This window comes from Methylobacterium aquaticum, from assembly GCF_001043915.1.
Taxonomy (GTDB): domain Bacteria; phylum Pseudomonadota; class Alphaproteobacteria; order Rhizobiales; family Beijerinckiaceae; genus Methylobacterium; species Methylobacterium aquaticum.
The window spans coordinates 24,673-37,002 of record NZ_LABX01000130.1 but is presented as its reverse complement, the minus strand read 5'-3'; the positions used below and the strand labels follow the sequence as shown (position 1 = coordinate 37,002).

The following is a 12,330-nucleotide window of genomic DNA, read 5'->3' as shown; positions in this document are numbered from 1 at the left end:
GAGGTTGTGGCCGTCGATCGGGCCCACGTAGTGGAAGCCGAGTTCCTCGAACATCGTGCCGCCGCCGGCCAGGATGCCGCGGGCATATTCCTCCGCCCGGGCGGCGGTGTCGTAGAGCGCCTTCGGCAGCAGGCGGCCGAACTGCCTGGCGGTGTCGCGCAACGAGCGGTAGGTGTCGCCCGAGACGAGGCGGGCGAGGTAGGACGACATCGCGCCGACCGGCGGGGCGATCGACATGTCGTTGTCGTTGAGAATGACGATCAGGCGCGACTTCAGCGCCCCGGCATTGTTCATCGCCTCGTAGGCCATGCCGGCCGAGATCGAGCCGTCGCCGATCACCGCCACGACGTTGCGGCGCGGCGGGGTCTCGCCGCGGGCGCGGGCCGCGGCGTCCGAGAGGTCGCGGCCGATCGCCATGCCGAGGCCGGCGGAGATCGAGGTCGAGGAATGCGCCGCGCCGAAGGGATCGTAGGGGCTCTCGGCGCGCTTGGTGAAGCCCGACAGGCCGCCGCCCTGGCGCAGGGTGCGGATGCGGTCGCGGCGGCCGGTGAGGATCTTGTGGGGATAGGCCTGGTGGCCGACATCCCAGATCAGGCGGTCGTCGGGGGTGTTGAAGACGTAGTGCAGGGCGACGGTGAGCTCGATGACGCCGAGGCCGGCGCCGAGATGGCCGCCGGTGACCGAGACCGCGTCGATGGTCTCGGCGCGCAGCTCCGCGGCGAGCTGGGCCAGATCGCTCTCGGGCAGCTGGCGCAGGTCCGCAGGCTCGCGGACGCGGTCGAGGAGGGGAAGGACCAGATCGGACACGTCGTGACACTCGCTCGCTTCGAGGGCGGATCCCGCTCGGCTTCACGCCGGGGATCCTCGCAGATGGCGGCCGTTATACCGCAAGCGGCCGATCGCGCCATCGGCGGTACGCTCACGTGGCGGTTGCGGATGTGCGCGATGTAACAACTCGGAAGAACATCCTGAATTCACGGCGGATTCCGGCCGCGAGGCGACAGCTGCGCGGGGATGCGTTAGAAGGTGCGGACATAGCGCGATGGCGCCAAGACACATCCCGCACGGAGGTCAGATGGGACGGTCGATACCGGCGCGCGGGCTCGTCCTCGGGCTCCTGCTGGCGGCGCCGGGCCTCTTGCCGGGCCTCTTGCCGGGAGAGGCCCGGGCGGTGCCGCTCTACCCCGCGCTCGATCCCGCCTGGCTGCCGCATCTCCCCCGCTGCACACCCTCAGACCGCACCTGCGACACCCTCTCCCGGCGCCGGATCCCGGTCTGCACCTGGCGCGTGCGGCCGACGCCCGAGGGCCCGCGGCGGGTCCGGATCTGCGCGTGATCGGCACCGGCACTTTCCGCCCTTTGCCGTGGCCGGCCGGCAGCGCCCTCCGGCTGGTCCTGCCGGTCCTGGTGGTCGCGACGGCCCCGGCGCTGGCGCGGAGCTGCCCGGAGCATGTCGCGGGCGGCACGCTCCCGACGCTCACCAACCCGCGGCTCGCCGCCGACACCACCCTTCTGTGCTACCAGGGTTTCGCAGTCCTCCATTCGGGTTTGTCGCGCACGCCGCTCTACGCCGCCGAGCACCTCACCGCCGCACGGGTCGAGGCCGCCCGCCGGATCGACCGGGTCGATGCCTTCCACGAGGAAAGCCAATTGCCGGACGCGGCGCGCGCCGACCTCTCGGATTACGCCGGCAGCGGCTGGGACCGGGGCCACATGGCCCCCTCGGGCGACATGCCGAGCCCGAGCGCGCAAGCCGAATCCTTCAGCCTCGCCAACATCGTGCCGCAGGACCCGGACCTCAACCGGCGGCTCTGGGCCGGAATCGAGAGCAGCGTGCGGGCGCTGGCGATCGAGCGCGGCGACCTGTTCGTCGTCACCGGGCCGCTGTTCGAGGGCGCGAACGTGCAATCGCTGCGCGGCCGGGTGCTGATCCCGACCCGGGTGTTCAAGGCGGTCTATGACCCCAACCGGGGCGAGGCGGGGGTCTACCTCGCCCGCAACGCCGCCCCGGGCGACACCTGGGAGGCGATCTCCCTCGACCAGCTGGCGGCGATCGGCGGCATCGTCGCCTTCCCGGACCTGCCGGCTTCCATCCGCCGCCGCATCATGACGCTGCCCGAGCCGCGACGTGACGAATATGCCGGCGGCCCGCGCAGCCGCCGCGAGCCCGGCCTGATCGACTGGATCACCGCCGAATTGCGCCGCGCCGCCCGCCGTGCCTGGCGCGACATCCTCCGCTCGCTGTTCTGACGAGCCCCGCCCCTCCCCACACGAGCCTTCCATGCCCGCGCACGCGACGCCCGCCTTCACCCCTTTCGCCGACGATGCGGCGGTCCAGACCCTCGGCGACCTGACGCTCGAGAACGGCACGGCGCGGATCGTGCTGCACGGCTCGCTCGATCTGTCCCGCGACCGCCAGAGCCTGGAGCGCGCGAGGGCGCTGGCGAAGACTCTCACGGCGATCGTGGCGGCCCTGGAAGACGAAGACGACCTTCCGGATCGGGCCGACGAGGTCCGGGTGGCGACGACGGAGGTCAAGAACCCGTTCGGGTGAGGGCGCCCCGCGGCCGCCTTGCACCCCCCCGGCCGCCCTGGTAAGCGCGGGAGCACTCCCTATTCCCACGCGCGGCCGCCCGCGCCGGCGCCCGTCGGGCAGGAACGTCGTCGAGATCATCGGCCCGCCCCGAATTCCGCCGGAACCACGCGCAAGACACCTCGGAAAGTCCAGCCCATGGCCCGTGAATTCATCTACCACATGCGGGGTCTGACCAAGACCTATTCCAGCGGCAAGAAGGTGCTCGACAACGTGCACCTGTCCTTCTACCCGGATGCCAAGATCGGCGTGCTCGGCGTCAACGGCGCCGGCAAGTCGACGCTGCTGCGCATCATGGCGGGCATCGACACGGAATTCTCCGGCGACGGCTTCGTGGCCGAGGGCGCCCGGGTCGGCTACCTGCCGCAGGAGCCGCAGCTCGATCCGGACAAGACCGTCCGCGAGAACGTGATGGAGGGCGTCGCCGAGTCCCAGGCGATCCTCGATCGCTACAACGAACTCGCGATGAACTATTCCGAGGAGACGGCGGACGAGATGACCCGCCTCCAGGACGAGATCGAGGCCAAGGGCCTGTGGGATCTCGATTCCAAGGTCGACCAGGCGATGGACGCCCTGCGCTGCCCGGGCGACGACGTCGCCGTGGCGACCCTGTCGGGCGGCGAACGCCGCCGCGTCGCGCTCTGCCGCCTGCTGCTGTGGCAGCCGGAACTCCTGCTTCTCGACGAGCCGACCAACCACCTCGACGCCGAGACGGTGGGCTGGCTCGAAGGCCATCTGCGCTCCTATCCGGGCGCGATCCTGATCGTCACCCACGACCGCTACTTCCTCGACAACGTCACGAGCTGGATCCTCGAACTCGACCGCGGCCGCGGCATCCCCTACGAGGGCAACTACTCGTCCTGGCTGGTCCAGAAGCAGAAGCGCCTCGCGCAAGAAGGCCGCGAGGAGGAATCGCGCCAGCGCACCCTCGAGCGCGAGCAGGAATGGGTGTCCGCCTCGCCGAAGGCCCGGCAGGCCAAGTCCAAAGCCCGTATCGCGCGCTACGAGGAGCTGGTCGCGAAGTCCCAGGAGAAGGGGCCCTCGACCGCCCAGATCGTCATCCCGATCGCCGAGCGGCTCGGCAACAACGTCATCGAGTTCGACCACCTGGAGAAGGCGTTCGGCGACCGGCTGCTGATCGACGATCTGTCGTTCAAGCTGCCGCCGGGCGGCATCGTCGGGGTGATCGGCCCGAACGGGGCCGGCAAGACCACCCTGTTCCGGATGATCAACGGCCTGGAGACCCCCGACAAGGGCGAGATCCGCATCGGCGAGAGCGTCAAGCTCGGCTATGTCGACCAGTCCCGCGACGCGCTGAACCCCGACGCGACGGTCTGGCAGGAGATCTCCGGCGGCAACGACATCCTGTATCTCGGCAAGCGCGAGATCAATTCGCGCGCCTATTGCGGCGCCTTCAACTTCAAGGGCTCCGACCAGCAGAAGAAGGTCGGCGTTCTCTCGGGCGGCGAGCGCAACCGCGTCCACCTCGCCAAGATCCTGAAGAGCGGCGCCAACGTGCTGCTCCTCGACGAGCCGACCAACGATCTCGACGTCGACACCCTGCGGGCGCTCGAGGAGGCGCTGGAGGATTACGCCGGCTGCGCCGTGATCATCAGCCACGATCGCTGGTTCCTCGACCGGATCGCGACCCACATCCTCGCCTTCGAGGGCGACAGCCATGTCGAGTGGTTCGAGGGCAACTTCGCCGATTACGAGGCGGACAAGAAGCGGCGTCTCGGTGTCGATTCCACCATCCCGCACCGGATCAAGTACAAGAAGTTCAGCCGCTGAGCGGCCGGACCGGGGTGGCTTTCCGCCGCCCCGGTCCCACCCCGGCGCTTCGGACAACAAAGAACGGGCCCCGCGGGGCCCGTTTTTTTGTCCAGACCGTCCCGGCCTCCTCGGCCAGCCGCTACTTGGCCGCCTGATAGAGCGAGGCGCCGGAGGCGATCGGCGAGGTGATGGTCGAGAAGACGCTGAGGACCTTCTGGACCTCGGTGAAGGGCGCGTTCGAGACGTAGACGAGGTCGCGGTTGCGCATCTGGAACGCCTGGGAGACGAACAGGCTGTTGGGATCGCGCATGTTGATCCGGTAGACCACCGGCACGAAGGTCGAGGACACGAGCGGGCTCGCCGGGCGCAGGCGGCGCACCACCGAGGCCGGCTCGAACCGGAAGATGAACACGCCGGCCGGATCGGCCTGGAAGTCGCGCAGCCCCCCGGACTTGGCGAGCGCCTGGGCGAGCGTGATGCCCTCGGCCGAGAACGGGATCTCGTAATTCGCCCCTGTGGCGCCGATGGCCAGGAAGGTCTGGGGATCGCGCACCAGGGTGAGCGTGTCGCCCGGGCGCAGGAAGATGTTTTCGCGCGGGTTGGACACGACCGCGGTGAGCGGCACCGTCGCGGTGGTCGCGCCGCGCGAGAGCCGCACGAAGGTCTCGTTCACCGGCGCCGAGACGCCACCCGCCGTGGCGATGACGTCGAGGAGCCGGTCGCCCTTCTCGGTCAGCGGCACGCGGCCGCCGCCGAGGACGGAGACCGGGCCAGCCCCTAAGCCACCGCGGGCCGCCGCCAGGCGGGCTCCCCCGCCGCCGCCGGCCGCCGCCTCGCCCAGGACCGTGACGCTGGTGCTGAGCGGCGAGTTCACCGTGACGAGCACCTGCGGCTGGATCGCCTTGCCGGCGAGATCCTGCTCGATCTGGGCCTGCACGTCCGGCGTGCGCCGGCCCGCCACCTTGATGCGGCCGGCATAAGGCACCGAGATCGTCCCGTCCCGGGCCACGATCTGCTCGGGGATGCTGGAGGATTTCGAGCCGGTGGAGAGCCCGCCCATCATCGGGGCCGAGAACAGGCCGCCGCTGCCGGCCTCCCAAATGGTCACCGTCACGGCATCGCCGACGCCGATCACCGGCTGCACCGCGGCGCGGCGATCACCGAAGGAGGCGAGCAGGCTGTCGAGCGGCCGGCCGCGCAGGGCCTCGACCACCGCGGCATCGACGTCGACCAATTCGTAGCGGGCAAGCAGCCCCTGATCGGTGGCGACGCCGGCGCCCTCGACGACCGCGCTCGCCGTCGGCCCGGCCGCGGGCAGGAAGCCGCTGCATCCTCCGATGAGGCAAGCAGCCGCCAGGACCGCTGGCATACCGACGCGCACCATGCACCACCCTCCGAAACCACCCGGGCCCTCCGAGAGGGCCCTGCCGGTCGTCCAACTCCGTCGATGCCGGCGCACCGGCATCCGTCCTGTCCGATCGTCCGGCCGATGCCCCGGACGCACGCCGGCGCGACCGCCCACGGCCACGCTTCGCGAGCAATCCCTACCATCCCGTGCCATCGCGAGCGATGAACGGGACGGTCCGCGCTCATAAGCGGCGGCGGTGTTGCACGGCGCCCACGCCACAGGGGCGGAGCCTCCCGCACCTCGGCCGCAAATGCGTCGCGAGCGTGGCGGCAGGGATGCCGACTGTGGCACGCAAGCAACGCGGCGCGTCGACAATCGGTGAATCCTGGGAATAAACCCCGGCCCGTCCACGTTCCTGCCCAGATCATCGGCCTTATGGCAACCTTGGTTCGACGGACGATCGCGACGGTCTCCGCCGTGGCCGTGCGACGATGGCCCTGTGATGACGCCGCCGTGAGGCTCGCCGAGATTTCGCCAGGTGTTGCAGGTTCGCCATTGTCCGCACCGGGCCGGCCGGTACTGTCCGGGTCGTCAGCGGCTCGCGCGCAAGGACGCGCGCCCCGAATGTCCGTCCGGGCAGGCTGGCAGCAGCGTGCTCGGGCCTTCGCCGTCCCGGGGCTCCCCCGGCAGGCCGCGCGCGGCCGCCGGTTCCCGCCCAGACTCGAGGTGTGCCCGTGAGAGCTGATTCCGCGCGAAACGTCGAAGCGAGCCGCCAGGATTCCCGTCAGCAGGACTCCCGTCAGGACGGCCGGCCGGCCCAGCGTCAGGTCTTCCTGTTCCTGCAAGGCCCGATCACGCCGTATTTCGCCCGGGTCGCCGACGCGCTGGAGGCGCGGGGGCATCGCTGCCTGCGGGTGAATCTCTGCTTCGGCGACTGGCTGTTCTGGCGCCGGGCCGGGGGCGTCAACTTCCGCGGCACCCGCGAGACCTGGCCAGCCTTCATCGCCGACCTGATCGACCGCGAGGGTGTGACCGACCTGATGCTGCTCGGCGAGCAGCGCTACTACCACAAGGTGGCGATCGCCGCCGCGAAGGCCCGCGGCCTGAACGTCACGGTGACGGATTTCGGCTACCTGCGTCCGGACTGGATCACGCTGGAGCGCGACGGCATGTCGGGCGACAGCTGCTTCCCGAAGGACCCGGAGGCGGTGATGGCCCTCGCCGCGCAGGCGCCCGAGCCCGACCTGGTGCCGCGCTACCGCGACAGCTTCTGGCTCCAGGCCGTCTGGGACATGGCCTACCACCTGATGAGCAACTGGCTGTGGTGGCTTTATCCCGGCTACAAGTCGCATCAGGTGCACCACAATGCCCTGATCTATCTCGGCACCGGCTTGCACATGCTGCGTGCCAAGCGCACCGGTCCGCAGGTCGATGCCCTGGTGCGCCGCCTGCGGGAGGCCGGCACGACCTACTACGTGCTGCCGCTCCAGATGGAGAACGACTTCCAGGTCCGCGCCTATTCGCCGTTCTTCGACCTGAAGACGCCGATCCACGCCGTGATCCGCTCCTTCTCGGAGCACGCGCCGGCCGGGTCGCGCCTGCTGGTCAAGATCCACCCCCTTGATCCCGGCATCCGCAACTGGGCGCGCGTGGTGCGCCGCTCGGCGGAGAAGTGGGGCGTGTCCGACCGGGTCGACTTCGCCGATGGTGGCGATCTCGGCAAGATGCTGGACGGCTGCCGCGGCGTCGTCACGGTCAACAGCACCGTCGGTCTGTGGTCGATGCGCGCCAACAAGCCGACCATGACGCTCGGCGCGGCGATCTACGACATCCAGGGACTGACCTACCAGGGCGCCCTCGAAACGTTCTGGACCCAGGCCGAGCCGCCCCGGCGCGATCTCTGGGATGCGTTCATCAAGGCGATCGTGGCGAACATCCAGATCCGCGGCGTCTACTACAAGGGCGAAGGCTTGGCCGCCGCCGTCGAGGCGACGGCCTCGCGCCTCGACCTCACCCAGGGCGCCTGGCTCGAGGTCCGCTCCCGGGCACGCACCGTCCCGGAGACCGGCGACGACCTGCCGGGCATCGAGGCGCTGCAGAACGCCTGAGCGCGTTCTGTGCAAGCAGATCGAATTGTTTATCCCATGCCCTCCCATGATCCGAAATCCAAGATTGATCAAATAACAATCATTCTTGGCGACAACGGCTATAAACTCACTCCTCCAGGAGGGCGAGTGGCAGGAACGAATATATCAAGAGCCTTTTATACCGGAACATGGTGTGAGAGAGATGGTAGGATTGGGGGTACCGTACACTTTATAGCTGACGAAAGCGGAGCAGAACTAGTCAGTGGCTTGAAATTGCCTCCGAAGACAAAAATACGATTCGACTTTGATGTCCCAAAGAAAGATCCAAGTGGTCATATTTTTCCCCTAAAAATCGGAGATGAAGATTTTTTGGTGATATTAGATGTAGTTTTTGAAGACAATAAAAATCGATCTCCCGAACGCATGAGCTGAAAGACGAGACGGGGCCGGAGACGGCCCCGTTTTTTATGCTCGCAGGCCGTCCATCCCGCCGCGCGCCGGTGCCTAGTCGGCGCCGCGGTCACGCCCTCGCGACGACTGAGCTTCGCTCCGCACCCTTGAGCAAAGCTGCATCCGCATCGCGACGCGATCTTCCGGACACCGGATGCCTCGGGCCTTCACCCCCGCCGCAACACGCGGCGCCAGATCACAGACCAGACCTGCTTGAGGACGGCTTCCGGCGTGCGGGCGCGGCGCGCCAGTTCCGGGTCGCCCTCGGCGAGGCGCTGCACCAGCACCTCGGGCGGGCAGGGCAGGCCGGTGCGCGGGTCGACGTAGCGCGGGTAGAGGATCAGGGCGCCGGCCACCAGCTCGTCGAGCGTCAGGCGGCGGGTGCGGCGCGGGCAGCCCGGATCCTCGGTGAGGCCCCAGCCGGCATAGAAGGGCAGGCCATGGGTCGTCACGGCCTTGCCGCGCAACAAAGCCTCGAAGCCGATCAGCGAGGTCATCACCTCGACCCGGTCCGCCGCCTCGATGGCGTCGATCGCCGAGACGTCGCGCAGGACCACGTCGGCATGGGCGGCGAGCTCGTCCGGCGGCACCCAGCCGGGACGAAGGCCCGCCTCCACGTCCGGATGCGGCTTGAAGGCGATCACGGCGCCGGGATTGCGCTCGCGGGCGAGGCGCAGGAGCGCGGCATTGCCCGAGACGGTCGCGCCGCCGAAGCGGATCGAGGCGTCGTTCTCGACCTGGCCGGCGACCAGCACCACCGGGCCGGGCCGCGGCATCGCCGGCATCGCGTTGCTGCCGACATTGTACTTGCTCACCCGCGCCGCGACCACCGCCTCGCGCAGGGCGGCGGCCCGGGCGAGGAGGTCGGGCGCGAAGGTGCCGGTCTCAAGGAGACGCTCGAGATCGCTCGGTCGCGTGGAATCGTAATAGACGCCGGTGGCGTCGAGGACGTGCGAGGCGCCCGGCCGCAGGGCCACACCGAGGCCGATCGAGCGCAGGAAGCCGTCCTCCATGCGCAGGAGCGACACCTCCGCCGCGGTACAGGCGGCGTCCGTGCCCTCGGGCATCCGGCTGGCCCAGGTCACGACGCGGCCGACCTGCGCGAGGTCCCCCGCCGTCAGCGGCGCATCCCCGCGGCGCACCACCGGGCGGTGGCCGGGTGCCGAGAGGGTCCTGCTGATCCAGTCCCGCTTCCAGGCCGAGAAGCCGACGCAGAGGGTCGGCACCGCATTCTCGCGCCAGCGCGACGCGACGAGATCCAGGATCGCGACTGCGTCCTCGAACCGGGCCGGCGCCCCCGTATAGGGATCGAAGTAGCGCGAGCAGACGAGGTAGGCGGCGGCAAAGACCTCCTCCGGCCTGCGCCGGCGGGTGCGCCGGGGCAGGTGCAGCCGGTCGTCGGTGAAGCCCCAGCCGGCATAGAAGGGCAGGCCGAAGCAGGTCACCGGCGTGCCGGCGAGCGCCGCCTCGAAGCCGGCATGGGCCGAGACGACGTAGACGCGGTCGCAATCCTCGGCCACCGACCAGGCGGCGACGGGATCGCTCACCAGGTCGGCGCCGGCCGCCTCCGCTGCCGCCGCGTCGATATGGCCGCGCCGGCCGACCGGCGCGGCGGGGTCCATCACCACCAGGCGCTCGGCCTCCGGCGCATCCGCAGCGGCGGCGGCCAGCATCGCCCCGAAGGCGCTGGCGCCGGCGAGACCGAACCCGACCGTCGGATCGCCGCAAGCCTGGTCGACGATGACCACGCGCGGGCGGGCGGGGTCCGTCCGCACCGGCAGGTCGCGGCGGCGCGGATCGTTGTCGAGGCTGAGCCGCCTCTCGCGCAGGCGCGCGATCCCGGCCCGGGCCCGGGCCCTCAGCTCGTCCGATTCCCAGCCGCCCTCCTCGAGCATGACCTCGAGTTCGCTCGGCGCCGTGGCATCGTAATGGATGCCGAGCCCGTCGATGATGTAGCTCAGGGTGCGCTCGGGACGGGCGTCGCCGAGCCGCAGGAAGCCCTCGTCCCACCGGTCGCTCAGCCGCACCCGACGCGAGGTCGGCTCACTGCCCAGGCGCCGCGAGCGCCGCGGGCCAGGCCCCTCCGACTCCGACGGCATCCGGGGCCACAACCGCTTCAGCTTGCCGCGATCCATCCGCCTCTCACTCACTGCGGACCGTGCCGCCCAGGCGATGCAACCCGGAGCAGGGGCCGTTCCACATCGCTCGGGTCCCGTCAAGCACGTGGCCGGCGCGCGCGGGACCGGACCGCGACGGGTCGGGCCCTGTCCTGCACGGGTTCTCCTTAAAATCGATCTGAATTTTCAATCCCGGACCGATCGGATTTTGTCGCGCCCCGGGGAGAGGGCCGTGCTACAGGCCCGGGCCGTGCCGCCGCGTTCCGATCCCTCCTCGGAGAACCGCCTTTGCCCGTCATCCTGATCACCGGCGCGTCGAGCGGCATCGGCGCAGCCCTGGCACAGCATTACGCCGCCCCCGGCACCACCCTGATCCTGAACGCCCGCGGCCTCGAGCGCCTGGAGGCGGTGGCTGAGACCTGCCGGCGCCAGGGCGCCGCGGTCGAGACCCGGTCCCTCGACGTGCGGGACCGGGAGGGGGTGCGGGCCTGGATCGGCGACGTCGCCGGACGGCTCGGCCTCGACCTTGTCATCGCCAATGCGGGGGTCAATGGCGGCCATCCGGAGGGCGGCCTGGAGACCGAGGAGACCGCCTTCCTGGTCCTCGACGTGAACCTGATCGGCGCGCTCAACGTGGCGCTTCCCGCCGTCGCCCTCATGGCCGCGCGGGGCCACGGCCAGATCGCGCTGATCTCGTCGCTGGCCGCCTATGCGCCGCTGCCCGACGCACCGGCCTATAGCGGCACCAAGGCGGCGTTGCTGGCCCATGGCCTGGCCTTGCGCGAGAAGCTGGCGCCCAAGGGCGTGCGGATGAACGTGGCCTGCCCCGGCTACGTGAAGACCGCGATGGGGGCCGATTACGAGGGCTGGCGCCCGCTCGAGATGAGCGCCGAGGCGGCAGCCAGGCGCATCGCCAAGGGCTTGGCCCGCGACGAGGCGGTGGTCGCCTTCCCGGGCCTCCTCGCCGCCGCGGCGCGGGGTGCCGCGCTGATCCCGGAATCCTGGCGCCGCCTCGGCATGCGCGGCTTCAGCTTCCGCATGAGCGAGCGCCAGCAGCGCTGACCGCATCGCCGACCCCTTGCCGTCATGGAGGCGTAAAGTCCGGTGCGGATCGCCCTGTTCACCCTCGAGGCCCTGCCCAATGCCCGGGCCGTGCGCCGCTTCGTCGCCGACCACGCCGAACGGATCGCCTTCGTGGGCCTGTCCGACCCCGAGCGGCCGAGCACCGGCGGCCTGACCGGCCAGGTGCGGCGTCACCTGGGGCGCTCGGGCCCCGGCTTCCTGCCCTATCTGGCGGTCAATTTCGGCCTGCCCGACCTCGTCCGGGGCCTTGCGCCGGCGACCCAGGCGCTCGCCGGCAGCCGCGACGTGCCGGAGGCCACGCCCCTGCGGATTCTGTGCCGGCGCCTCGGCCTGCCGCATGCCACCATCACCGACGTGAACGGGCCGGAGGTGACGGGGCAGTTGCGCGAGCACGGGGCCGACCTGATCCTGTCGTTCCACTTCGACCAGATCTTCGACGCCGCGACCCTCGCGGCGGCTCCGAAGGGGGGGCTCAACGTCCACCCCTCGCTGCTGCCGCGCCATCGCGGCCCGGTGCCGACCCTGCACGCGCTCCTGGACGACACGCCTGATTTCGGCGTCACGGTGCACCGGCTCGCCCCGGCGATCGATGCCGGCGGCATCCTGGCGCAACAGGCGGTGACGCTGCCCGAGGGCGTCACCGCCTCGCGGGCGGCGATCCTGCTGCACGAGGCCGGACGCGGGCTGCTGGAGGGCGTGCTGGCCGAGGCCGAGCGGACGGGCGTCCTGCCGGAGGGGCGGAGTGTCCCGATCCTGCCCTATCGCGGCTTCCCGACGCCGGCGCAGCTGCGCGACCTGAAGCGGCGGGGCAGGCGACTCGTCGATGCCGGGGACCTGCGAGAGGCGTTGAGCCTGTCGCTCAAGCCATAGGCGGAGGCC

The 12,330-nt window shown here is 70.4% G+C and carries 11 protein-coding genes; 8 read left to right on the top strand and 3 right to left on the bottom strand.

The annotated features are described in order from the left end of the window. The coding region (locus VP06_RS17090) for a 1-deoxy-D-xylulose-5-phosphate synthase N-terminal domain-containing protein (RefSeq protein WP_048464983.1) at window positions 1-807 on the bottom strand (807 nt) is incomplete at its 3' end. 268 nt (window positions 808-1,075) lie between these two features. Between VP06_RS17090 and VP06_RS17085 the strand changes: the two genes are divergently transcribed. The 4 genes from VP06_RS17085 to ettA all read left to right on the top strand — a co-directional run bounded on the left by VP06_RS17085 (window position 1,076) and on the right by ettA (window position 4,384). Continuing rightward, window positions 1,076-1,336: a hypothetical protein gene (locus tag VP06_RS17085; protein WP_048464982.1), complete on the top strand. Its 261-nt coding sequence runs from the start codon at window positions 1,076-1,078 to the stop codon at window positions 1,334-1,336. Further along, entirely contained in the window at window positions 1,333-2,250 is a 918-nt protein-coding gene (locus VP06_RS17080) for a DNA/RNA non-specific endonuclease (RefSeq protein ID WP_245291213.1), read from the top strand. The genes VP06_RS17085 and VP06_RS17080 overlap by 4 nt, the downstream gene beginning before the upstream one ends. A 31-nt stretch (window positions 2,251-2,281) precedes the next feature. Further along, window positions 2,282-2,554 carry a hypothetical protein gene (locus VP06_RS17075; RefSeq protein ID WP_048464981.1) on the top strand — a complete coding sequence of 91 codons (273 nt, stop codon included), beginning with the start codon at window positions 2,282-2,284 and terminating at the stop codon, window positions 2,552-2,554. 177 nt (window positions 2,555-2,731) lie between these two features. Beyond that, on the top strand, window positions 2,732-4,384 hold the full coding sequence (ettA, locus tag VP06_RS17070; protein WP_048464980.1) for an energy-dependent translational throttle protein EttA: 1,653 nt from the start codon (window positions 2,732-2,734) through the stop codon (window positions 4,382-4,384). A 121-nt stretch (window positions 4,385-4,505) separates the two neighbouring features. Here ettA and VP06_RS17065 read toward each other — a convergent pair whose 3' ends face one another. After that, entirely contained in the window at window positions 4,506-5,750 is a 1,245-nt protein-coding gene (locus VP06_RS17065; RefSeq protein ID WP_048464979.1) for a polysaccharide biosynthesis/export family protein, read from the bottom strand. Between the two features lie 698 nt (window positions 5,751-6,448). Here VP06_RS17065 and VP06_RS17060 point away from each other — a divergent pair. Together VP06_RS17060 and VP06_RS36455 are read left to right on the top strand one after the other, a co-directional pair. After that, window positions 6,449-7,822 (top strand): capsule biosynthesis protein, encoded by a 1,374-nt coding sequence (locus VP06_RS17060; protein ID WP_048464978.1) that lies wholly within the window; start codon window positions 6,449-6,451, stop codon window positions 7,820-7,822. A gap of 9 nt (window positions 7,823-7,831) precedes the next feature. Then, the gene (locus VP06_RS36455; protein ID WP_197093226.1) at window positions 7,832-8,233 is read left to right on the top strand and encodes a hypothetical protein; all 402 of its coding nucleotides are present in this window, start codon (window positions 7,832-7,834) and stop codon (window positions 8,231-8,233) included. Between the two features lie 185 nt (window positions 8,234-8,418). On the opposite strand, the gene VP06_RS17055 is transcribed toward VP06_RS36455, so the two are convergent. Further along, complete coding sequence (locus tag VP06_RS17055) at window positions 8,419-10,278, bottom strand: capsular polysaccharide biosynthesis protein (protein ID WP_245291212.1); 1,860 nt, start codon at window positions 10,276-10,278, stop codon at window positions 8,419-8,421. Window positions 10,279-10,656: 378 nt separating this feature from the next. Here VP06_RS17055 and VP06_RS17050 point away from each other — a divergent pair, with 378 nt between their 5' ends. Then, the gene (locus tag VP06_RS17050) at window positions 10,657-11,430 is read left to right on the top strand and encodes an SDR family NAD(P)-dependent oxidoreductase (protein WP_048464976.1); all 774 of its coding nucleotides are present in this window, start codon (window positions 10,657-10,659) and stop codon (window positions 11,428-11,430) included. A 42-nt stretch (window positions 11,431-11,472) separates the two neighbouring features. Beyond that, on the top strand, window positions 11,473-12,321 hold the full coding sequence (locus VP06_RS17045; protein ID WP_048464975.1) for a formyltransferase family protein: 849 nt from the start codon (window positions 11,473-11,475) through the stop codon (window positions 12,319-12,321). The last annotated feature ends 9 nt before the right edge of the window (window positions 12,322-12,330 follow it).

Excerpts from the sequence above, each read along its gene's own strand:
- VP06_RS17075 (WP_048464981.1), top strand. The coding sequence starts at position 2,282 with ATGCCCGCGCACGCGACGCCCGCCTTCACCCCTTTCGCCGACGATGCG.
- VP06_RS17065 (WP_048464979.1), bottom strand. The coding sequence starts at position 5,750 with ATGGTGCGCGTCGGTATGCCAGCGGTCCTGGCGGCTGCTTGCCTCATC.
- VP06_RS17085 (WP_048464982.1), top strand. The coding sequence starts at position 1,076 with ATGGGACGGTCGATACCGGCGCGCGGGCTCGTCCTCGGGCTCCTGCTG.
- ettA (WP_048464980.1), top strand. The coding sequence starts at position 2,732 with ATGGCCCGTGAATTCATCTACCACATGCGGGGTCTGACCAAGACCTAT.